Origin of the sequence: Qipengyuania flava (assembly GCF_019448255.1) — a bacterium.
GTDB classification, from domain to species: Bacteria; Pseudomonadota; Alphaproteobacteria; order Sphingomonadales; family Sphingomonadaceae; genus Qipengyuania; species Qipengyuania flava_A.
Genome location: NZ_CP080410.1, coordinates 692112 through 714474 on the forward strand (window position 1 = coordinate 692112; position 22363 = coordinate 714474).

General features: G+C 64.7%; 21 protein-coding genes. 6 read left to right on the forward strand and 15 right to left on the reverse strand.

Going from position 1 to position 22363, the window contains the following annotated elements:
- Positions 1-8 precede the first annotated feature (8 nt).
- A complete protein-coding gene (locus tag KUV82_RS03450) occupies positions 9-905 on the reverse strand; it encodes a hypothetical protein (RefSeq protein WP_258319834.1) in 897 nt (298 codons plus the stop codon).
- The gene (locus tag KUV82_RS03455; protein ID WP_219955503.1) at positions 905-3355 is read right to left on the reverse strand and encodes an NAD(P)-binding domain-containing protein; all 2451 of its coding nucleotides are present in this window, start codon (positions 3353-3355) and stop codon (positions 905-907) included. Before KUV82_RS03455 ends, KUV82_RS03450 begins: the two co-directional genes overlap by 1 nt.
- 135 nt (positions 3356-3490) lie before the next feature.
- Between KUV82_RS03455 and KUV82_RS03460 the strand changes: the two genes are divergently transcribed.
- Complete coding sequence (locus KUV82_RS03460) at positions 3491-4414, forward strand: tetratricopeptide repeat protein (RefSeq protein WP_219955504.1); 924 nt, start codon at positions 3491-3493, stop codon at positions 4412-4414.
- Here the strand turns inward: KUV82_RS03460 and KUV82_RS03465 are convergent.
- On the reverse strand, positions 4411-5679 hold the full coding sequence (locus tag KUV82_RS03465; protein ID WP_219955505.1) for a lipopolysaccharide biosynthesis protein: 1269 nt from the start codon (positions 5677-5679) through the stop codon (positions 4411-4413). The two genes, KUV82_RS03460 and KUV82_RS03465, sit on opposite strands and share 4 nt — an antisense overlap.
- Before the next feature lie 16 nt (positions 5680-5695).
- A complete protein-coding gene (locus KUV82_RS03470; RefSeq protein WP_219955506.1) occupies positions 5696-6505 on the reverse strand; it encodes an NTP transferase domain-containing protein in 810 nt (269 codons plus the stop codon).
- Positions 6506-6570: 65 nt separating this feature from the next.
- Here KUV82_RS03470 and KUV82_RS03475 point away from each other — a divergent pair, with 65 nt between their 5' ends.
- Entirely contained in the window at positions 6571-7290 is a 720-nt protein-coding gene (locus KUV82_RS03475) for an Nmad3 family putative nucleotide modification protein (protein WP_219955507.1), read from the forward strand.
- Positions 7291-7422: 132 nt separating this feature from the next.
- Here KUV82_RS03475 and mmsB read toward each other — a convergent pair whose 3' ends face one another.
- From mmsB to KUV82_RS03520, 9 genes are read right to left on the reverse strand one after another with little or no spacing between them, the layout of a single operon-like run.
- A complete protein-coding gene (gene mmsB, locus KUV82_RS03480; protein ID WP_219955508.1) occupies positions 7423-8289 on the reverse strand; it encodes a 3-hydroxyisobutyrate dehydrogenase in 867 nt (288 codons plus the stop codon).
- Positions 8286-8558: a hypothetical protein gene (locus KUV82_RS03485; RefSeq protein ID WP_219955509.1), complete on the reverse strand. Its 273-nt coding sequence runs from the start codon at positions 8556-8558 to the stop codon at positions 8286-8288. The genes mmsB and KUV82_RS03485 overlap by 4 nt, the downstream gene beginning before the upstream one ends.
- A 4-nt stretch (positions 8559-8562) precedes the next feature.
- A complete protein-coding gene (locus tag KUV82_RS03490) occupies positions 8563-9345 on the reverse strand; it encodes an enoyl-CoA hydratase-related protein (protein WP_219955510.1) in 783 nt (260 codons plus the stop codon).
- Positions 9342-10397, reverse strand: a complete 1056-nt coding sequence (locus tag KUV82_RS03495) for an enoyl-CoA hydratase/isomerase family protein (RefSeq protein ID WP_219955511.1) — start codon at positions 10395-10397, stop codon at positions 9342-9344. Before KUV82_RS03495 ends, KUV82_RS03490 begins: the two co-directional genes overlap by 4 nt.
- Positions 10394-11548, reverse strand: a complete 1155-nt coding sequence (locus KUV82_RS03500) for an acyl-CoA dehydrogenase family protein (protein ID WP_219955512.1) — start codon at positions 11546-11548, stop codon at positions 10394-10396. Before KUV82_RS03500 ends, KUV82_RS03495 begins: the two co-directional genes overlap by 4 nt.
- Positions 11549-11597: 49 nt before the next feature.
- Positions 11598-11987 carry a RidA family protein gene (locus KUV82_RS03505; RefSeq protein ID WP_219955513.1) on the reverse strand — a complete coding sequence of 130 codons (390 nt, stop codon included), beginning with the start codon at positions 11985-11987 and terminating at the stop codon, positions 11598-11600.
- Entirely contained in the window at positions 11984-12292 is a 309-nt protein-coding gene (locus tag KUV82_RS03510; RefSeq protein WP_219955514.1) for an I78 family peptidase inhibitor, read from the reverse strand. The genes KUV82_RS03505 and KUV82_RS03510 overlap by 4 nt, the downstream gene beginning before the upstream one ends.
- An 11-nt stretch (positions 12293-12303) precedes the next feature.
- Positions 12304-12780, reverse strand: coding sequence for a hypothetical protein (locus KUV82_RS03515; protein WP_219955515.1), 477 nt, complete (start codon positions 12778-12780; stop codon positions 12304-12306).
- 26 nt (positions 12781-12806) lie between these two features.
- Positions 12807-14303, reverse strand: a complete 1497-nt coding sequence (locus KUV82_RS03520; protein ID WP_219955516.1) for a CoA-acylating methylmalonate-semialdehyde dehydrogenase — start codon at positions 14301-14303, stop codon at positions 12807-12809.
- Positions 14304-14485: 182 nt separating this feature from the next.
- Here KUV82_RS03520 and KUV82_RS03525 point away from each other — a divergent pair, with 182 nt between their 5' ends.
- Together KUV82_RS03525 and KUV82_RS03530 are read left to right on the forward strand one after the other, a co-directional pair.
- Positions 14486-15553 carry an MBL fold metallo-hydrolase gene (locus KUV82_RS03525; protein ID WP_219955517.1) on the forward strand — a complete coding sequence of 356 codons (1068 nt, stop codon included), beginning with the start codon at positions 14486-14488 and terminating at the stop codon, positions 15551-15553.
- Between the two features lie 7 nt (positions 15554-15560).
- Complete coding sequence (locus tag KUV82_RS03530; RefSeq protein ID WP_219955518.1) at positions 15561-16544, forward strand: glutathione S-transferase family protein; 984 nt, start codon at positions 15561-15563, stop codon at positions 16542-16544.
- A gap of 7 nt (positions 16545-16551) precedes the next feature.
- Here KUV82_RS03530 and KUV82_RS03535 read toward each other — a convergent pair whose 3' ends face one another.
- Positions 16552-18339 carry a long-chain-acyl-CoA synthetase gene (locus KUV82_RS03535; protein WP_219955519.1) on the reverse strand — a complete coding sequence of 596 codons (1788 nt, stop codon included), beginning with the start codon at positions 18337-18339 and terminating at the stop codon, positions 16552-16554.
- Between the two features lie 178 nt (positions 18340-18517).
- Between KUV82_RS03535 and KUV82_RS03540 the strand changes: the two genes are divergently transcribed.
- Both KUV82_RS03540 and KUV82_RS03545 read left to right on the forward strand, forming a co-directional pair.
- Positions 18518-19723, forward strand: a complete 1206-nt coding sequence (locus tag KUV82_RS03540; RefSeq protein WP_219955520.1) for an acyl-CoA dehydrogenase family protein — start codon at positions 18518-18520, stop codon at positions 19721-19723.
- A gap of 5 nt (positions 19724-19728) precedes the next feature.
- Complete coding sequence (locus tag KUV82_RS03545) at positions 19729-20820, forward strand: acyl-CoA dehydrogenase family protein (RefSeq protein ID WP_219955521.1); 1092 nt, start codon at positions 19729-19731, stop codon at positions 20818-20820.
- 15 nt (positions 20821-20835) lie between these two features.
- On the opposite strand, the gene KUV82_RS03550 is transcribed toward KUV82_RS03545, so the two are convergent.
- Positions 20836-22224 carry a DcaP family trimeric outer membrane transporter gene (locus tag KUV82_RS03550; protein ID WP_219955522.1) on the reverse strand — a complete coding sequence of 463 codons (1389 nt, stop codon included), beginning with the start codon at positions 22222-22224 and terminating at the stop codon, positions 20836-20838.
- Positions 22225-22363 lie beyond the last annotated feature (139 nt).

Genomic DNA, 22363 nt, shown 5'->3' on the forward strand with positions numbered 1-22363 from the left:
CTTGCTCCTCACCAGTAATAGAACACGCTGACGATGTGCGCGGAGAGCGCTGCCAAGAGGGCGATCGTCAAGGGGACGTGGATGTAGAGCCAGATTTCGAGCATGGCCTTGGTCTGCATCTGGCGGCGGATTTGGTCGATCTGGGCCGCTCGTTTTCCGAGCAGCGAGCGCACCTTCTGCTGGGCGGCGTCCTCGCCGACTGCGTCATAGGCGCGGCTGGCCGAAATGTGGGCGAGCGCGCGGCGCGTGGCATCGCCCGCGCCGGGACCGCGAAAACGTGCAATCAGCCCCGTTTTGAAAACGTCCTGCTCCAGCGCGGCAACCACCACATCGGTGTCCTCGCGTGACAGCGGCTGCGCGGCGGTTTCAAGCTGCTTGTCGATCGCCGCAAGGCTTTCGAGCATCTGCTCTCGGGTCATCTCGCGACGGTTTTCGGACAGGGTCTGCGGCAGGGTGGCATAGACCGTAATGCCATAGGCGCCCGAGATGATGACCAGCATCATCAGCACCCAGGCCAGCGTATGGACGTTCCAGCCGAGCTGGAAGCCGGTGTGCATGGTGCCGATGACAGTCAGCGAAAGACCGAGATAGACATGCGCGCTGGTCCAGGCCTTCAGGCTCCAGCTGCCTGGAGTGGCGCGGCGTTTGCGAATGCCGAGCCAAGCCAGCCAGACGATCAGACCCGCGCCGATGGTGCCCAGCGTGTAGCCATACCAGCTCCCGCCATTATGCCGCGGTTCGACATCGACGAGCAGGTAGGTCACCACCACGAACAGGCCGATGACGGCGGCCGCCTTGGCCCAGTAATAGCTGCGATGCGCAAGGAAGCCTTCATGGTCGGCCGAGCGCCGGGCCTCGATCTCGGCGAAGTCATCGTCCTGATCGTGCGAGAAGAGCGAGGCCATCAGTCGACCTCCTCTTCGAGACGGGCAACGGTAAGGAAGCGCTCGGGACTGACGCGGATGGCGGCGCCCGTAGGGCACGCCCGCACGCAGGCCGGTCCGCCGTCGATACCGCTGCACATGTCACACTTGATGGCGAGCTTTGCCGTTTCGCCTGCTTCTGCCGCCTTGCTCTTGCGCCAGGCATAGCTCGCTTCGCCCGGCCCCGGTCCGCGGCCGAACAGGAGCCAGCTGAAGAGGCCCGGCTTTTCCGGCGGCTTGGCGTCCATCCGGATGACGCCATAGGGGCAATTTCTCTGGCAGTTGCCGCAGCCGATGCAGGTCTCGTCGATCACGACCTCGCCGTCTGGGCCGCGCTTGATCGCATTCGGCGGGCAATCGGCCATGCAATGTGGATGCTCGCAGTGGCGGCAAGAGGTGGGCACGTGGAGATGCGCGTAGGTCTTGCCCGCTTCGCGGTCGAGGCGGCTCAGACCATCGTGGCTGTCGGCGCAGGCCTTCTCGCAATTGTCGCAGCCTACGCAGAGCTTTTCGTCGATCAGAAGGACATCGGTGGCCTCGCCAAGGCCGTTGTCAACCAGGAACTGGGCGGTCTGGGAATACATGTCGACCGCGCCGCCAAAGCTCGATTTGCGGCTTTCGACGAAATCGTTGATTTCGCGCCGGGCCGCCATGGCCTTCAGCGCGTCTTCCCGGATCTCTGGCTTTGAATCGAGCAGCTGATTGAACGCGTCGCCGGGTATCCGGATGACTTCGCTCTTGATGGCGGCGCGCACGCTCGCGGTCCGTTTCGACCCGTCGATGACGGCCATCTCGCCGAAATAGGAGCCTGCGGGTAGGTAGGACAGGAACACCGGCTTTCCGCCGAGGTTCTTCTCCACCACCATCGAACCGACCCGCACGATGAAGATGTCCTTGTCGTCGGCCCCCTCCTCGATGACGACCTCGCCCGCCGGTACCGAGACCACTTCGGAGGATTCAACCAGCTCCGCGACGTCCTGGGGGACCAGCCCCGAACCGAAAATCTGGAGGATCTGCCGTTCGATCGAGATCCGGTTCACTGCCCGGTTGGCCGATGGCGCCGTCGCCAGGAGCTTGAGCGCCGCGAGCCGGGAGAATTCGACCGCCACCGTTTTTTCAGCGGCGCGCACGGTCGAGCCGCGCTTGCGGCCGGAGATCAGGCCCACTTCGCCGAAGATCGAACCGGTTTCGATCGGCACGGTCACCGAGCTGTCGTGTTCGTCGACCTCGACCAGAACCGATCCCTCGGCAATGGCGAACATCGAGGAGCCGGGCTCGTTGCGCGCAAAAATCTCCTCGCCGCGGTCGAAGGCGTGCACCGTGCTGTCGAGCATCAGCTCGCGAAGCTGCAGCGGGCTCAACTCGCGCAGGATCGTGACTTCGCTCGCGAAGGTGTGGAGCCATTCGTCCACCGACCGGTTGCCTGGCAACCCTGCGAATTTTTCCGCCAGGATCGGCTCATCGGCGGGCTTGAGCTCGGTATTGCCGTCCAGGAATTCGATGACGTCATAGCCCTGGTTCATGCAGTGCTTGATCAGCGGATAACCGGCCAGGGCACCGATCACATGGATTCCCGCCTGGGTCGTTTCGAAGCTCGGACTGAGCTTGGGAAAGGCCGCGCGGTCTTCGCTGGAGAACTCGACACCGCATTCCTCGACAAATGCGCGCGGTGGCTGCGATCCGGTGCGCGCGATGATCCGGTCGCAGCGGATTGTCTCCTGCCCGTCGCGGGTTTCCAGCACAATCTCCCCGTCGCGAATCTCGACCGGACTGGTCTCGCGCCGCACCGAAATCCGCCCGTCCGCTTCGGCCTCTTCGAGAAGCTTGACGTTTGCCCCCTTAGCGCGCGCGAAATCGGCGCGGCGGTTGAGGATGGTGACACGGTTGCCCTGCGCCTCATCGGCCGCGAGCCCGAGGGCGTTCTCGATTCCCGCATCGCCCGAACCGATGACGGTGATGTGCTCGTCCACATATTCGGTAGGATCGTCGAGCTGGTACTGGACGTGGGGCAGCTCCGCGCCGGGCAGTTTCAGGAGGTTGGGATTGCCCTGCGTGCCGATGGCCATAACCACCGATTCGGCCTCGACTGTGGAGCCATCCTTCAAGGTCAGCGTGAAAGACCCGGCCTGCCCCGAAATACCGGTGACTTCGGCGTTGGTCTTTACGGTGACCTTGCCCTCGGCGACCTGGCGGTCCCAGGTCTCGAGAATCGCCTCGCGCTTGCCGGCGTCGAAATCGAGATCGCTGCGCAGCACCAGGTTGGAGGGCGTCGCCATGACATGCTTGCCCTTCTGGTACTTGTAGATTGTATCGGAAAGGTGGTCGGTCTTCTCGAGGAGGACATGGCTCATGCCCTTTGCTGCCGCATGGGCAGCAGCGCTCAGCCCGGCTGGGCCGGATCCGACAATAGCAACGCGAACTTTCTCCGCCAAACCGCAGTCCCCCCCCGGAGGCTTGCGAACCCATTGTTCTTGTTATCGCTAGGGGCATCATAGGCGAAACGCGCCGAGAGGCAATTGCCAGTCCCGATCCGTGCCGATAGCCATGCAGTCAGGGAGGAGAAGGTGATGGTCGAAGACACGAGCGCGAAGCGACCTGGCGGCGGAAAAATCCTGTTCGGCCTCGGCCTGGCTGCCGTTCTAGCAGCGCTTGGCTACCGCGCGTTCCAGGATGGCGAGGTGGAGGAAACGGCAGGGGAGACCGCTGATCCCATCGCGGTTCTCGAAGAGCGGGTGGGCGAGCAGCCGGCCGATGTCGCTGCCTGGCAGGAACTGGCCTTTGCGCGTTTCGAACGCGGCGAGTTCACTGCTGCTGCGGCGGCCTATCGCGAAGCGGCGCGCCTCGACCCGGAGGAAGCCGTCTTGTGGTCGGCGCTGGGCGAAGCGCTCGTGATGGCCAGCCAGCGCGATCCCTTACCGCCCGACGCCCTCGCTGCGTTTCGCAAGGCCGTGGAGCTCGATCCGGCCGATCCGCGGGCCCGCTATTTCCTCGCTGTGAAACGCGATCTCGACGGGGATCATGACGGCGCGCTTGGCGCATGGCTCGATCTTATGGAAGACACGCCCCCCGGCGCGCCGTGGGAGAGCGACCTTGCGCGAACCATCGAACAGGTAGCCACGATAAACGGTATCGATGTGTCATCGCGGCTGGAGCGCGCAATGGCTGCGCGCAGCGTGCAGGCGCCTGCCGCTCCGGGCGGCGCATTTGGGGCAGGTGACGCCATACCGGGACCATCGGCCGAACAGGTCGCCGCCGCTGCCTCGATGGCGCCCGGCGAGCAGCGCCAGATGGCCGAAGGCATGGTCGCGAGCCTGGAAAGCAAGCTTGTGGCCGACCCAAGCAATGTCGATGGCTGGGTGATGCTGATGCGATCGCGCATGACGCTCGGCCAGCCCGATCGTGCGCGCAAGGCGCTCGCCGATGCGGTCGCCGCGAACCCTGCTGCAGCCCCGCGCCTCAGGATGCAGGCCGAAGCGCTCGGCATACGCTAGCTCTTGGGCGGCAGCTCCGGCTTGGGCTTCACCGTGATCGTGATCTGCGAAAGCGAAATGATCGCGACCCAGAAGCCCACCACCGACAGGGCCGAGGATCCAAGGACGGTGAAGGCGGCACCCTTGGTCCCGTTCCAGCCCATGGCAACGTCGAGCAGGGCAAGGCCAAGGAGGGTGGGGACGGCACGGATGACAAAGGCGGTTCCGGCGCGGCCGGCGCTGACCAGCAGGCTTTCAAGGCTTGCCCCGACCAGCTCGATCGCGCCGGCAATCGCGAGGATGACCATGGTCCAGTAGACGCGGAACTCGGGCCCCGCGATCAGCGCGATGGCCGGACGCCCGAAGAACAGGGTCATGAGAACGGCGAGCACGCCGGCAATAAGCGCGATGTTCGCCATCCGGCGCGCCATGTCGTGGGCTGTGTCCTTCGCGTGGACCAGCTCGGGATAGATGGCTTTCGATACCGTCTGTGCGAGGCTGACCAGCGCCTGGCCAAGCTGGCTGGCAACGCGGAAACCGCCAGCTGCGGTTTCGCCGCCGATTGCGCCCACCAGCAGGATAAGCACCTGCTTGGCCCCGACGTTGAGGCTGCCGGTCATGTTCGTCGACCACACGAAGCGCCAGGCGCCGGGATGGGCGCTGGGAATGTGGCGCAGGCTAATTCGCGAGAAGTCGATCTTTTCCATCCGCCCGGCCGCAATCCACAGCGAGGCGGCGACAAAGACTTCGGCGGCGGCCCATGCAAGGACGAAGCCGGTGACTGTCGGCATGGCGACCGCCGCAATGCCGGCCCCCACTGCGCGTACGATGGGCTGCACCGCCTCCGCCGCCGTTGCGCGGGCATAGGCAAAGCGCAGGCGCAAGAGGCCGGTCGGCGTCGTGCGGATGGAGATGAGGGTGATTACGCAGTAGCCGAAGGCGACAGGCAGAAGCTCGGGCGGAAGCGGCAGCCAGTAGGGCGCGCTCAGCACGAGGCCCGCGGCCAGCACCAGCCCCAGCACGACCGACAGCATGTCGAGCGCGATGGCAAAGCCGGTGGCGTCGGCAGGGCCTTCGTCGCCCGCGCCCCAGCGCACGACGAACTGCCATGTCTGGAAGTTCGCAAGGCCCGTAACCGTCTGGCCAAGCGCAAGAATGATCGCGAAATAGCCGAAGTTGTCGAGCCCGAGCGTGCGCGTGGCGAGCGCCAGGTAGACGAGGCTCAGCACCGCGTTGACGCCGCGCCCCGTCAGGAGCCAGCCGATATTGCGCATCAGGCGGTTCACGGCATACGCCCTTGTGTCAGGCGGTGGCGAGGCGCTTGGCCAGCAACTTTTCCGTCACCTCGAAGGTGCGTTCGTTGTCGACGTCGATCGCGCAGTATCCATTGCTCATCACCAGCGGTTTCAGCTCGAAGCCGAAACGGCGCGAGACCTGAGCGAACAGCTTCTCCTTCGTGCCCCAGCCGAGATAGAAGCGGATGAGGTTCATCACGCCGAAGGCCTTGGCGATACGGCTCGGGAACTTCACGAACTGGCCGCCACCGCGCATGATTTCAGCCGCCGAAAGCGCCTTGGCATCGCCGATCCAGTAGGCGTTGCAGTTGGAATAGCCGCCGTCGGAAAACTCGTAGAACTTGGCCTGGCCCTGCGGGTCGGCGGCGATCACGTCTTCCTTTCGGGCAAGGGCCGCGGCAGCGCCCGCCTTGCTGGCGATGGCGTTGTCGGCAAACTCGGTGAAATCTTCCGGCAGCCACAGGCAGTTGTCGGCCGTGGTGATCATGATGGGATAGCTCGAACCCTCGGCCCCTGCGAACACGCTGTCGACCAGGTTGAAGGCGCCCGGCTTGAAGACAAGGCGGCCTTCCTCGACCAGTTTCGCAATCGAGGGAATCGCCGCGATCTCCTCCGGCTCGTGCGCGACGACGCGGATTTCGCCGATACGCGGGCTCTTCGCGACATTCATCACGACACGCTCGATCATGGGCATGCCGCCCACGGGAACGACGCATTTCTGCGCCACGCCGGCGCGCTCTGCGAGCGGATCGTGGATGCCCGACCGCTTGCCCGCCATGATGAGGGCCGTCACCTTGCCATTGTTTTCGCTGCTCATGGCCGCGCAGATAGGCGCGATTGGGGCGCTTGTCACGGTTTGGCGTCTCGTGCAGGCGGGCGGTCATGCGGATTATCTTCTCTCGCAAGGGGTTCGACAGCGCAGCCGGTGGCGGCCCGTCGCCGATTGTCGATGGACGCCCGTTGAGCCTGCCGATCCCGGCCGGTGCTGCCTCGCGCACGACCTATGGCGATCTCGGCCTTGGCGACCACGCCGGCCGAGCGAGCCGCGGCAAGCTTGGCGCCAACGACCTGTGCCACCACGACCCCATGTTCCGGGCGGACGGCACGTGCCTCTTCGGCCAGTGCGGCGCCGCGCAGACGCATCTTGAGAACCAGGGCGTGGGGATCGGTGATGTCTTCCTGTTCTTCGGGTTGTTCCGCGAAGAAGGCGAGGCGCCGCACCACCGCATCTTCGGCTATCTGAAGGTCGAGACGATCGCGCATCTGGCCGATAATATCCCTCAGGTGCTGCTCGACGCGGATCACCCGCATGCGTTGGCTCTGCATGCAAGCAACGATGCTGTTTACGCAGGCGAAGGACGGCAGGCGGCGCGGGCGAGCGATGCGCTGCGCCTGACCGTCCCGGAAGGACCGCCATCGCTCTGGAAGAGGCCCGACTGGCTGAAACCCGGCGGCCTCACCTATCACGACCGCGCTGACCGTTGGCTGCGTGGTAGCCGGTTGCGCAGCGTGGCGCGCGGGCAGGAATTCGTCGCCGACATCGGGAGGCGGCAGGCGCCGCGTGCCTGGCTCGACAGGATTCTCGACGAGATCGGGCAATAATCCCCGAATTATCCAGATTTGGTCAGGCGACGGGTAAGGATTTGCGGGTTACCTAGAACCCGGTACCGCGGCACTGCCTCGAGCCTTTCGGCCAGTCGCCCAATTCGGTAGGGTTGCGGTACCACCCTTTTCCTACAGACTCTTGATAATCGCCGAGAAATCGAGCCCGCCGTTCTCCTCGGCGAAGGCTTCGTAGAGCTCGCGCGCGTGGGCGCCGAGCGGGGTCTTGGTGCCGGCGGTTTCCGCCGCTTCCATCGCGAGGCGAAGGTCCTTTAGCATCAGCGCGGTCGCGAAACCGCCCTTGTAGTCGTTGTCCGCCGGGCTCTGCACGCCGACACCGGGCATGGGCGTATAGGCGTTCAAGGACCAGCAATAGCCCGAGGACTGGCTGGAAATCTCGTAGAACTTCTGCGGGTCGAGGCCGAGTTTTTCGGCCATGTTCATCGCTTCCGCCGTGCCGATCATGCTGATCGCGAGCAGCATGTTGTTGCAGATCTTGGCCGTCTGGCCTGCGCCCGCGTCACCTGCGTGGATCACCGCCTTGCCCATCGCCTGCAGCACTTCTTCGGCGCGGGCGAAGGCCTTCTCGGTCCCGCCGACCATGAAGGTGAGCGTACCGCCCGTCGCCGCCGCAATGCCGCCGGAAACCGGCGCATCGACCATGTCGTATCCCTTCGCGTTTGCGCTTTGGGCCAGTTCCTTGGCCGTGGCGACGTCGATTGTCGAACAGTCGAGCAGGATTGCCCCTTCGGGCGCGTGGCCAAACACATCGCCTTCGTAGACCGATTTCACGATGGCGCCGTTGGGCAGCATGGTGACGACCGCGTCGACGCCCTCGCAGGCGCGCTTGGCGTCGTCATAGGCGTCGCAGCCGCCGCTTTCGGCCGAGCCGCGCGCGTCGGGCGAGAGGTCGAAGGCGTTCACCTCGTGCCCCGCCTTGACGAGGTTCGCGGCCATCCCGCCGCCCATGTTGCCGAGACCGATGAAGGCGATTTTCATGTCTTACTCCGATTCTTCAGGAAGCGAGCAGCTGCGGCTCCGACGAGATAAGTAAGGCCGCAATAGGCGCTGAGCATGGCAGCGAGGATCACGAGGACCCCGTCCGGCTGTCCGTAAAGGAACGACAGGACGAGGACTCCTACGAACACGAAGACTGTGACGACGCTGGCGGTCAAGATCACTCCTAGCCGCGTTGCGAAGCCCATCAGGATGCCAAACACAGCAAAGGCGCCCGCAACGCTCTCGAGGAAGAGAGGGGGCAGCTCCACGTGATCAGCGCCCCTTCCAGGTCCCTTCGCGCTTTTCGACGAAGGCGGCCATGCCTTCCTTCTTGTCCTCGCTCGCAGTGAGGATCTGGAAGATGCGGCGTTCGATGATCAGGCCCTGGTCGAGGCTGGTTTCGAAAGCAGCATTGACCATTTCCTTGTTCGCGATGGCGGCCATCGGAGGCTTGCTCGCGATGGTCGCAGCGGTCTTCATGGCTTCATCGACCAGCGTGTCATGCGGCACGACGCGTGCGACGAGGTTGGCGCGCTCGGCTTCCTCGGCGCCCATCATGCGGCCGGTCAGGCACATTTCCATGGCCTTCGACTTGCCGATAGCCTTCGTGAGGCGCTGGCTGCCGCCCATGCCGGGCGCGACGCCGAGGTTGATTTCGGGCTGGCCGAACTTGGCGTTCTCCGAGGCGATGATGAAGTCTGCCATCATCGCAAGCTCGCACCCGCCGCCCAGTGCGAAGCCATTCACCGCGGCGATCCACGGCTTGCGGGTCTTTTTGACGATCTCGCTCGTCCACGGGCTGAAGAAATCATCGAGGTAGAAGTCGGCCGCCGCCTTCTCGCTCATTTCCTTGATGTCGGCACCGGCTGCAAAGGCCTTGTCGCCCGAACCGGTGAGGACGGCGCACAGCTGGCTGCTGTCGGCCTGGTAGGCGGCAAAGGCCTCGATCAGCTCCTCCAGCACCTTGCTGTTGAGCGCGTTCAGCGCCTTGGGGCGATTGAGGGTGATCAGCGTGACGGCATCGCGCTGTTCGACGGTTATCGTTTCGAAGCTCATAGGGGTTTCCATTCCTCATCGGCGGGCAGCGGGGCAAAGATCTGGTCGAGCAGGTCCTCGCTCACGCCCTCGGGGGTGGCCGGATCCCATTTGGGATCGTTCGTCTTGTCCACGATCACCGCGCGCACGCCCTCGGCAAAATCGGGGCGGGTCAGCACGCGGCTGGCGATGCGGTATTCCATGACCATGTTGTCGGCAAAGCTGTCGAGGCCCTCGCTGGTCGCCAGCTGGCGCAGCGCGACCTTGCAAGTCTGGGGGCTCTTGGTGCCGAGCGTGTCACGCTCCTTGATCGCCCATTCGTCGCCGTCCTCGGCCGCCTGTTCGAGGCTGGCGAGGATGTCCTCGTAGCTATCGGAGGCGAAGTGCTTGCGGATCTTGTCCGCATTGCCCTCGATCCGCGCCTTGGGCGGGGTGCCGACCATTTCGGACAGCACGCCGGGGATGCGGGTGGGCTTTTCGATGATGCGCGCCTTGGCGTCGGCAATCATCTCGCACGGCAGGTAGTGTGTGGCGATCCCGGCCCACAAGCATTCCGCCCCGTCGAGCCGCGCGCCGGTGAGCGCGAGAAACTGGCCGAGCCGCCCGCCGAGGCGCGAGAGATGCCAGCCGCCGCCCACGTCGGGGAACAGGCCGATGCCGGTTTCGGGCATGGCAAAACGCGTGTTCTCGGTCGCGACGCGGTACTTACATGGGAGCGCTATGCCCACGCCGCCGCCCATGGTGATGCCGTCCATGAAAGCCACGATCGGCTTTTCGTAGGTCATCATCTGGTGGTTGAGCTGGTACTCGTCGTGGAAGAACTTGCGCCCGCTAGTCCCCCCATCGTTCAGGGCCGAATGGCGCAGCAGATTGATGTCGCCCCCGGCACAGAAACCGCGTCCTTCGGCATGGTCGAGGATGACGGCCTCGATTTCCTCGTCCTCGGCCCATTCGGTGAGCGCCGCACTCATCGCGTGGCACATGTCGAGCGTCAGCGCATGCAGCGCCTTGGGACGATTGAGCGAGATATGGCCGACGCGGCCATGGCGGTGGATCAGGATGTCGTCGGTCATTGGCGGAGCATCTCCCGGCCCACGATCATGCGCATCACCTGGTTGGTCCCTTCGAGGATCGAGTGGACGCGAAGGTCGCGCCAGAAGCGCTCGATCGGGTATTCCTTCAGATAGCCGTAGCCGCCGAAGAGCTGCAGCGCGTTGTTGACCACATTGCTGCCGCTGTCGGTCGCCAACCGTTTGGCCATGGCAGAGAACTTGCTCTTGTCGGGCGCGTTGTCGGTGACCTTGGCCGCTGCGAGGTAAAGCAGCGCGCGCGCCGCCTCCAGCTCGGTCGCCATGTCGGCGAGCATGAACTGGGTGTTCTGGAAATCGGCGATCGGCTGGCCGAACTGCTGGCGCTCCTTGGTGTACTTCACCGCCTCGTCGAGGCAGCGCTGCGCGCCGCCCAGCGAACAGGCGCCGATGTTCAGGCGCCCGCCGTCGAGGCCCATCATGGCGTAGCGGAAGCCGTCGCCTTCGGGGCCGACGCGGTTCGATACCGGCACGCGCGCGTCTTCGAAGATCAGCTGCGCGGTCGGGCTGGCGTTCCAGCCGAGCTTCTTTTCCGGCTTGCCGAAGGAGACGCCGGGGGTGTCCTTGTCGATGACGAGGCAGGTGATGCCCTTGGTCTTGTGCTCGCCGGTGCGGACCATGGTGACGTAGACGTCGTTGAAGCCACTTCCGGAAATGAACTGCTTGGTGCCGTTCAGAACATAATGGTCGCCATCTAGCTTGGCAGTGGTCTTGAGGCCCGCCGCGTCCGAACCGCTGCCGGGCTCGGTCAGCGCATAGCTGGCGACCTTTTCCATCGTCACGAGATCGGGAAGGTATTTCGCCTTCAGCTGCTCGCCGGCGAAGCGGTCGATCATCCATGCGGCCATGTTGTGGATCGAAATGAACGAGCTGGTGGCCGCGCAGCCATAGGCCATGGCTTCCATGATCAGCGCAGCCTCGAGGCGTCCGAGGCCGATGCCGCCCGATTCTTCGGACACGTAGATCGCGCCGAAGCCGAGCTCGGCGCTCTGCTTGATCACGTCGATGGGGAAGTGCGATTTTTCGTCCCATTCGCCCGCAAAGGGGGTGATATTGTCGGCGGTGAAGCGCTGCGCCATCTCCTGGATCGCGAGCTGTTCTTCAGTGAGCTGGAATTGTCCTGCATTCGTAGTCATGTCGCGCGCTCTAGCCGTGCTGGTGACGCTAGGGAAGGGGCAGCGAGGGTCAGCTGCTAACGATTGCTTCCGCCTCGATCTCGACCTTCCATTCCTTGCGGCAGAGCCAGGCCACGCCTGCCATTGTTGCGGCAGGGCTGGCCTCGCCGAAAAAGCGCGCATGCACCGCGCCAACCGCGTCCTGGTCCTCGAAGTCTGTCAGCAGCATTCGGGTGCGCACCACGTCCTTCGCGCTGCCGCCAAGCTCCTCTATGGCGCGCAGGATCAGAACGAAGCAGCGTTCGGCCTGCGCGGCGGCATCGCCCTTGGTTGACGAGCCATCGTCCTCGACCGGACCGGTCCCGGCGACGACGATACGGTTACCCTCGCGCACCGCGCGGGCAAAGCCGAACTGCTTTTCGTACGGAGAGCCGGTGAAGGCGTGGCGGCGGGTGCTCACCCGCAGGTGATCTCGACGATCTTCATTGCCTCGTCATAGCGCACGTTCACGCGGTTGACGCGGTAGTCCATCGTCCAGGCCGAATTGGGCGGACCCCAGCGCAGGACCTCGGCGCCGCTTTCCTTGAGGATCGCCGCGCCCATCCCCTCGGTCGCGTCGTGGCCGATATGGTATTGCACGGGTGCCGGGTCGCACTGGGCGAGCGCAGCGTCGGGCGATGCGTTTGCGGCGGTATCCCCCGGTTCGGAATAGCCCGCGCAGGCGGCAAGCGGCAGTACGCTGGCGGCAAGTATCAGGATGCGCATATTCTCTCTCCCTATTCGCACTTCTTGAGCGGCATCGGTTCGAACCGGTCGTCGTCCGGGAACGTGGGCGTCAGCGTCTCTCCATTGTCCGACAGGGTGAACACACGCTCCATCTCCCAAGTCTCGCCTTCGCCTGCCATCGCGAGCGTCACGGTGATCCGGTCGGGTCCCTCGACTTCGATGGAGGTAACCTCGCCATAGCTTTCGTAGAATTGCATCGCCTTGGGCGTGATTTCCACGCGAAGGTCGGATTCGGGCGCGCAGGTGCCTTCGACATAGTCCCACACGCCAAGGAAGGCTTCGGGGATCGTATCGGCGGTCGCAAACGGGGGCGGGCCGGCGCCATCGCCAATCCCGCCATCCGGTTCGACCGGCATCATCGTAGGTTCGCTTGTCGGCTCTTCAGCCTCCCCGCCACTCGGCGAGCAGGCGGACAGCCCAAGGCCGGCCAGCAGCGCGAGGGGGAGGAAATGGGTTCTCTTCAGCATCGCATTCTCTCCCCTTCCGCTGCGCCTTACCCCATCGTCGGGATGACGAAGGCGTTGGAACCGTCGCCGCCGCCATCGGGCCAGCGCTGGGTTACCTTCTTCGCCTTGGTCCAGAAGCGCAAGCCTTCCATGCCGTACTGGTCGATGTCGCCGAAGCCGGAGCGCTTCCAGCCGCCGAAGCTGTGGTAGCTCACCGGCACGGGGATCGGCACGTTGATGCCGACCATGCCGACGTTCACGCGGTGCGCGAATTCGCGGGCGGCGTGGCCGTTACGTGTGAAGATGGCGACGCCGTTGCCATACTGGTGCTCGCTCGGCAGGCGCACGGCCTCCTCGAAGTCTGCGGCGCGCACGATCTGGAGGACCGGGCCGAAAATTTCTTCCTTGTAGCTTTCCATGTCGGTGGTCACGCGGTCGAGCAGTGTCGGGCCGACAAAGAAGCCTTTCTCATGGCCCTGCAGGCTGAAGCCGCGCCCGTCGATAACGACTTCGGCGCCTTCCTTTTCCGCCGTGTCGATCCAGCCTTCGACACGCGCCTTGTGCTCGGGCGTGACGACGGGGCCGTAATGCGCGTCCTTGTCGGTGGAGACGCCCACGCGCAGCGCATTGATCGCGGGGATCAGCTTTTCGCGCAGGTCGTCGGCGGTCTTTTCGCCGACAGGCACAACCACGGGAAGCGCCATGCAGCGCTCGCCGGCCGAGCCGAAAGCGGCGCCGGCAAGATCGTTCACGACCTGGTCGAGGTCGGCATCGGGCATGACTATGCCGTGGTTCTTCGCGCCGCCCATGGCCTGGACGCGCTTACCGGCGGCAACGCCGCGCTTGTAGACGTAATGCGCGATGTCGGAGGAGCCGACGAAGCTGACAGCGGCGATGTCCTCATGGTCGAGGATCGCATCGACCATTTCCTTGTCGCCGTGGACGACCTGCAGCAGCCCTTCGGGCGCGCCCGCTTCGAGGAACAGTTCGGCAAGACGCACCGGCACGCTGGGATCGCGTTCCGACGGCTTGAGGATGAAGGCGTTGCCGGCCGCGATTGCCATGCCGAACATCCACATCGGGATCATGGCCGGGAAGTTGAAGGGCGTAATCCCCGCACCGATGCCGAGCGGCTGGCGCATCGAATAGACGTCGATGCCGGGGCCTGCGCCCTGCGTGTACTCGCCCTTCAGCGCCTGCGGGATGCCGCAGGCGAACTCGATAACCTCGAGCCCGCGCTGCACATCGCCATGCGCGTCGTCGACGACCTTGCCGTGCTCGCTGGCGAGCAGCTCGGCCAGCTCCTGCTTGTTCGCTTCGACGAGGCGCTTGAACTCGAACATCACGCGGGCGCGCTTCTGCGGGTTGGTCGCGGCCCATTCGGGCTGCACCTTCTTGGCTGCGGCAACCGCCTGTTCGAGCAGGGCGGCATCGCCAAGGCCGACTTCGGCCTGCACTTCGCCCGTGGACGGGTTCCAGATCTTGTGGGTGCGCGCGGCCGAGCCAGCGGCTCCGCCAACGATGAAATGGTCAACCTGACGCATGGAGTATCCTCTCGTTTCCTTGGCAACGGGCCATAGCCGCGCAAGGTCCTAAATCAACCGGTTTCAGGTGAAACCGCCTGCCTGCGCGGTTGGCCGCAAGGAGGAGCGGCTTTGCCCGATCCGGTCGCTCGCGGTTCCCAAGCGCCGCGCACCATGACACCCTGCATAAGGGGAGGAGTATCATGAAGCGAGTCGGTCTGGGTGTTCTGATCGTTCTGGGCCTCGGCGCGCTTGCGCTGTTCGCCTTCCAGAAGCCAATCGGAAACGCGCTGTTCGAACGCGCGGTCGCGCAAGCTGTCGGCGTGGATCGATTGGGCGATTTCGGCGATGGCCTGCACCTCGGGCTATGCGGAACGGGCTCGCCCATGCCGAACCTCGAGCGCGCCGGGCCCTGCAACATCGTCATCGCGGGCGACCAGGTCTTCGCCGTCGACATTGGCGAGGGCGGAAACGAGGTAATCAACACGATGGGGATCAGCTCGGGAGATCTCGACGGGCTGTTCCTCACCCACTTCCATTCCGACCATATCGACGGGCTCGGCCCGCTGATGCTGTTCCACTGGACGCGCGGCACCGCCACCGCGCCATTGCCGGTCTATGGTCCGACCGGTGTCGAGGCCATCGTCGAAGGCTTCAACGCGGCCTATGCGACCGACGACACCTATCGCATCGCGCATCACGGAGAGGGCGTGGTCCCGGCCAGCGGTGGCGGCGGAGAAGCGCAGCCCTTCACGTTCGAGGGGGCGAGCGCAACGGTGTTCGAGAAGGACGGGCTGAGCGTCACCGCGTTCGCTGTTGACCACGACCCGGTGCGGCCGGCAGTCGGCTACCGCTTCGACTACAAGGGCCGCTCGCTTTGCATCAGCGGGGATGCGGCGAGGTCGGCCAATCTGGAAGCGGCCTGCAAGGACGTCGACATCCTCGTCCACGACGCGCTCCAGCCGGCCATGGTCGAGGAGATGCGCGCGGCCATGGAGGCACGGGGCCAGACCAACGCCGCCAAGATTTTCCACGATATCCAGGATTATCACGCCTCGCCCGAAGAGGCGGCCGAGAGCGCCAGCGCTGCGGAGGCGCGGATGCTCGTCCTCTCGCATCTCGTCCCGCCGCTGCCGATGCGATACCTCTACCCGGCCTTTCTCGGTGATGCGGAAAGCCGCTACAATGGACCGATCGTGGTTGGCGAGGACGGTATGGTGTTCACGCTCCCTCCCGGTGGCACCGCAATCGAACGCTCGCGGATGATGTAGGAGACGCATGGTGTACACTCTCCACGGGGCGCTGGCCTCTCCCTATTCGATGAAGATGCGGGCTATCCTGCGGTATCGCCGGATCCCGCATGTCTGGTCGGTCGGCGCCAGCTCGCGCGCGGCACTTGAGCATGTGAAGGCGCCGGTGATCCCGGTTCTCGAATACCCTGACGGGGCCTTCGCCAACGATTCCACGCCGCTGATCTACGACCTGGAGGAACGGCATGGCGACCGATCAATCGTGCCCGCCGACCCCGCGCAGGCCTTCATCGCGCACCTGCTGGAAGATTTCGCCGACGAATGGCTGACGAAGGCCATGTTCGGCTATCGCTGGCTGGAGGATATCGACCAGGAGCAGATGAGCCGCTGGCTCGCCTTCGACCTGTTCCAGGGTGGGGGGCTGGACGCCATCGACCGCTTTGCCTCCACCTTTCGCGAACGGCAGGTCGGGCGCATGGCGCTGGTCGGCTGCACGCGCGAAAACTTCGCCCTGATCGAAGCCTCCACGCGGCGCGCCCTCGTAGCGCTCGAACAGCATGTGACCACGCGCTACTGGCTGTTCGGCACGCGGCCCTCGCTTGCCGAGTTCGGCATTTTTGGCCAGCTCTCGCAGCTCGGCGTCGATCCGACCGCACAGGCGATGATGCGTGCGGATTTCCCCTACACCTACCGCTGGCTTTCCCATGTGGACGATTGTTCGGGTGTGGAGGGCGAATGGGAATCGGGCTACCCGCCCGTAGTCCGCGCGCTGCTGGCAGAAGCGGGGCGGGTCTATGCGCCGTTCCTGCTTGCCAACGCGCGCGCTGCCGAGGCTGGGGAGAAGACCTTCCGCATGGAGGTGGACGGGCTGCCCTATGAACAGGGTACCTTCGGCTACCAAGTGAAATGCCTGCAGGCCCTGCGCCAGCGGTTCGCCGACTTGTCCGACGATGCGAAGGCAGAAGTACGCGAGCTCCTGGAGGAGAGCGGGCTGGCCGACCTCGTCGCCTGAGCGGGCGCTACAGGCGGTAGCTGCCCGCGTTGAGGCGCTCCAGCTGGTTCTTCTCGAGCGGGACGTAGGTCCCGGCCTCGGGATCGAGGAACCACACCGGATCGCTGATCTGGGAAGTATTGAAGCCTTCCTTGACCAGATCGACCTTGCGAAACTTCATTGTCCCGGTCGTATCGGCTTCGGACTGGACGCGCAGGAATAGCGGCACAGCGTAAGGCGGCAGATGATCGTGCAGGTGAGTCGCAAGGCCATCCACCTTGAAGCTGTCGTCCACGGTCAGCGCCACCATGCCGGCGCGCCCGTCGGTGCCCGGGACTTCGACACCGTAGACATTGGCTAGACCCACGCCTGCGTATTTGGATACCGCATCGCTGACTTCATTGGTGGCGACGTTCTCGCCCTTCCAGCGGAAGGTGTCGCCGATCCGGTCGACGAAATAGACATAGCCATCGGAATCGCGCCGCAGCAGGTCGCCAGTGCGGAACCAGCGGTCGCCCTTTTCGAACACGTCGGTGAGGATTTTCGCCTCGGTCGCCTTCTTGTCGTGATAGCCGGCAAACTCCGATGCGCCGCCATCCTCGATCTTGCCCAGCGCTTCACCCACCTCGTCATCGTCGGTGCGGATGCAGAAGCCGTCCGCACCGCGGATCGGTTCCTCCTTGTCGACGTCGAACTTCACGAAGGCGATGGGAATGCGCTTCTCCAGCCATTTGGGCATGCGCCCGATCGCGCCGATCGTTCCGTCGAAATTGAGGAAGGAGACATTGCCTTCGGTCGAGCCGTAAAACTCGTGAATGGCCGGCACGCCGAAGCGTTCGACAAAGGGAACCCACACCTCGCCGCGCATGCCGTTGCCAAAGCCCGCTTCCAGCTCGTGCGCACGCTCCTTGGGGTGGGGCTTTGCGTTGAGCAGGTAACGGCACAGCTCGCCGATATAGACGAACTTGTTGGCCCGGTTGTCCGTTACATCGTCCCAGAAGCCCGAGGCGGAGAACTTGCGGCGCAGGATGGTAGTTGCGCCGAAGATCAGCGCGCCGCCCGCGCCCAGAAGGCCGCCGGTCGAGTGGTAGAGGGGCAGGGCGTTGTACACCCGGTCCCTGGCCGAGACCTTGCCCAGGAACAGCGCAAAGCGGGCCATGCCGCGAAGGCGCATCTGGGTGATCCGGGCCGCCTTGGGCAGGCCGGTCGTGCCCGAGGTGTAGACGAACAGCGCCGTAGCCCGCCCGTCCAGACCCGCGCGCACGTCTGCCGGCGGGCGTGTGTCCGATTGGGCGGCCAGCGCCTCTTCGAGCGCGTGGCCGGTCTTGCCGTCGAAGTCCCACAGAGCAATGTCACCCGTGAGGCCGGTCAGGACCTCTTCAACCCGCTCGGCCTGCGTCCCGCCGGCAATGATGGCCTTGCTTTCGACGATCGAAAGGCAGTGTGCGAGCCCTTCGCCCTGAAGGTTTGTGTTGATTAGTGCGCTGACCACGCCGACCTTCGAAAGGCCGAACCAAGTCGCAAGGTAATCAGGGCAGTTTTCCAGCATGAGCGCAACCGTGTCGCCCGGCTGAAGCCCTTGCGAGAGCGCCCAGTGCGCGATCCGGTTCGCCCGCTTGTCGAAATCGGCGTAGCTGAGGTCCTGCCCTTCGAACACGAAGGCGGGCTTGGCGCCCTCCCGATCGACGCTGGCCTCGATTTCGTCGGCAATCGTCACGGTGGATTCCGGCGTGAGTTCCTTCAGTGTCTTCAGGACAAGGCGAATGTCCTTCACGAAGCTGATCTCGCGCCGCGCCTTGCGCAGGAATTCCATCATGTGCTCGCCTCTCCCGGGGCTATGTCGATTGGCAAACGGTGCAGCTTTGTGCCGCCCGCTTCTTGTTACCCAACACTAGAGACATTGATCGGGCACCGAGGCAAGTTGCGTTTCGCAATCCGTTTGACCCGCAAGCGGCCGTTTCTATAGTCGCCCTCCAAGGGAGAGACGACGCACCATGAACATCGATTTCGCACCTGAGCTGGAGGCGTTCCGCGCCGAGGTGGCCGAATTCTTCGCCACGGCTCCGACGCCCGCCATCCGCGAAGCCGGCCGCAAGACGACCAGCGTCTTTGCCCCGTTCAAGGAATGCCAGGAATGGCACCGGATCCTGTTTGAGAAAGGCTGGGTCGCGCCCCACTGGCCGGAAGAATACGGCGGCACCGGTTGGAGCGTGGAGCAGCGCTTCATCTTCGCCGAGGAATACCGCAAGGCGGACCTCCCGCCGCTGCTGCCGCAGAGCCTTGGCATGGTGGGTCCGCTGCTGATCGATATCGGGACGCAGGAACAGAAGGAACGCTACCTGCCCGGCATCCTCAACGGCGACGATTTCTGGGCGCAGGGCTATTCCGAACCCAACTCCGGTTCCGACCTCGCCTCGCTCAGCTGCCGCGCCGTGCCCGATGGCGATGATTACATCATCAACGGGTCCAAGATCTGGACCACCTACGCGCATCACGCGAACCGCATGTTCTTGCTCGTCCGTACAAGCACCGAGGGCAAGAAGCAGCAGGGCATCACCTTCCTGCTGCTCGACCGGGTCGATTACCCGGGCATGGAGATTCGCCCGATTATCGGCCTCGATGGCTGCCCCGAGCAGTGCGAGGTCTTCTTCGAGGATTGCCGCGTGCCGCAATCGGGCCGCGTCGGCGCGGAAAACGATGGCTGGAGCGTTGCCAAGCACCTGCTCAAGCACGAGCGCGGCGGCGGCAACGCGGCCAGCCCCACGCTAATGCGCTATTGCGAACGCGCGCGGCAGGCGGCAGCGGAAACGCTCTCGCCCTTCGGCGGCACGCTGGCGGACGATCCCGTGTTCCAGCGCGACATGGGCGAACTGGAAGCCGATATCGCTTCGCTCGCCCATTTCGAAAAGCTTGCGATCAGCGGGCACGAGATCGCCAACGATCCGGCGTTCCCGTCGATGAACAAGACGATGAATTCCGAGCTCGTCCAGCGCGCCTCGACCATGATGGCGGAGCTTTCGGGTGTCGACGGCATGGCGCGCCAGCTCGAAGCGCTCAGGGTCGGTTCGAATGTCGAACCGCTCGGCAGCGAGTTCGACCTCATCTCGATGCCGCTCTACCTCAACAGCCGCGCGACGACGATCTACGCCGGTTCGAACGAAGTGCAACGCGACCTGATCGCGCGGACGGTGGGGAGCTAAGGCGCATGGATTTCCGGTTTACCGACGAGCAGGAGATGCTCCGCGACGGCGTGGGCAAGTTCCTTGAGAAGAGCTACGATTTCGATACCCGCCAGAAGCTAGTGCGGTCGGACGATCCATGGTCGGCCAGCGCCTGGGAACAGTTCGCCGAATTCGGCCTTCTGGCGCTCCCCTTCAGCGAAGAACGCGGCGGGCTGGGCGGATCGGTGACCGATTGCGTCGCCTTTGCCGAACTCTTCGGCAAGCACCTCGTGGTCGAACCCTACGCCAGCGCGATCCTTCTGGCCGGAGCCGCCCTGGCCGAGGCCGATGGCGACGCGGCCGCAGCCTGGCTCGAAAAAGCCATGTCGGGCGAGGCCGTGGTCGCTTTCGCTTATGAAGAGGGTCGCGGCACCGCTGCGCGGGATCTTATCAGCATGGTTGCAACGCCATCGGGCGACGGCTTCACGCTAAGCGGCGAAAAGCGCCTGGTGCACGCCGGCGCCGAAGCCGCGGCCATCGTCGTGGTCGCGCGCAAGGGCGAGGGCGGGCCGCTCGGTTTCTTCCTCGTCGAAGCGGGCACCAAAGGGTGCGATACGCGCCAATACACCACGGTCGACGGACGCAGCGCTGCCAATATCCGGTTCGATGGCACGCCTGCCGAAGAGCTTGTCGGCGCAGCCGATGCGATGGACGCGATACTTGCGAAGGCCGTTATCGTGCAGTGCGCCGAAGCGGTTGGCGCCATGGGCGCGCTGGTTTCGATCACGGCCGACTACGCGATGACGCGCAAGCAGTTCGGCGTGCCGATCGCCACCTTCCAGGCCGTCGCGCACCGCCTGGCGGACATGAAGATCGCCTACACGAAGGCGCGCGCCACGCTGATCTATACAACCGCGCTGGCGGAATCGGGGCAGGCAGGCCCGCGCGACCTGGCGATCCTGAAGGGCCAGACCGGCAAGCTTGGCAAGGCGGTGGGCGAAGCCGCCATCCAGACGCACGGAGGGGTTGGCATGACCGACGAGCTGAGCGTCAGCCACTACCACAAGCGCCTGCTCGCCTGCGACGCGCAGTTCGGCGATCATTCCTACCACCTGCGCCGCGTCGGCCAGGGCTGACGCGGCAACCGGCGGCTAGAACGAGTACTTCGCCGAGACCTGTACCTTCTGGAGATTGCCCGAAAGGCCGTTCTCCAGGATGCGCTTGGCGTACATGTACTCGATCCCGATATCGACCGGACGCACCGGCGAGTAGATCAGGTTTGCAAACACGTTCCAGCTTTCATCCGTCACGCCGCCGGTCGTGAGCGCGACCGGGTTGTCGGCCTTGAAATAGGAGCCGGCCAGCGTCGAGCGGAACTGGTCCGACCAGATGTGACGGAATGCGGCAAAGCCCGAATAGGTGAATATCGGATCGAGATTACCGCTCGCATCGAGCGCGGCATCGTTGACAATGTTGAGCCCGATGTAGCGCCCGAGCCCGTCGCCCACCGTGCCCATGAAACGGAAGTCGTCACGCTCGGATACGGCAATCTTGCCGGACAGGCTGAGGCCATAGCCGAAGGCGCTGTCGTTGCCGGTGCCGAAATCATTGTCGGTGATGCGCAGCGTCCGGAAGATGCCGGCGGCGGTCACGCTGCCCCAGTCACCCGACCAGTTGTAGCGGGCCACGAAGTCGGGGACCGTATCGTCGCCGCCGAGGACGCGCGCCCCGGTCGGCGTGGTTACAGTGGTTTCGGGCTGCTCGGCGGCCAGCATCAGCCCGTCCTTGGTATAGCGGATCATCGGCTGGCGCACGAAAACCGTGCCGGGCGTCGTGCCGATGAAGTCCAGGCTGTCGGGCAGCGCGCCGACGTTCTGGAAGGTCGACCAGGCCTGCCCGAACAGCCAGTTGTCATAGGTGATGAAGGCCTGCCTCAGGCGCGGCTGGTAGCTGTTGGAAATCCGCTCGTCGCCGTTCGGCGTGACCATGAAGTCAAGCTCGATCTGCGAATTAAGCGTATGCTCGGCGCCGACATCGGTTGCGGTCTTGAAGATCAGGCGCGACTGGCGCGCGTTGAAATCGGTGTCCCAGGCCGAGGCCTGTCCGCCGACAGGAATGGCGCCGGGAATGAGGAAGTCGCGCACGATGCTGCCGCCTGCGACCTGCCCACCACTGGTCCGCTGCGAGATTGCGTCAAACTTGACGTAGCCGGCGTAGGAGATCGTGGTGTTGCCGACCCGGAAGCCCTTGTCTTCCTGCTTCTTGGGCTCGTCGATCTGTGCGGCCAATTCGGCCTGACGCGTTTGCAGCGCGCGGGTTTCGGCCAGCGCCTGCTGCGTCGCGGCGAGCGTTTCGGCCTGCTGCGAGTCCATTTGCCCTTGCTGCGCGTCCATCCGGTCGACCAGCTGCATGACCAGCGCTTCGAGCCGGTCGAGCCGCTCCTCGACCGTCCCGTCCTGCGCCGATGCCGGTGCTGCGGCAAGGCAGGTGCCTGCCAGAAGCAGGACCTTCGCCGTCCGCTTTGCTGCTCGTTGTGCCATTCCAACCTCCCTCGTCGTCCTTTTCCCGGGAGTATGCGTGGCAAGCGCCGGCCTTGGGTATGGGCGGATGGTCGTAAGACCTTGGTCTGAAAGCGCGGACGGGGGTCGCCCTGCTATCTGGAGTCGCGAAAGGGAGACG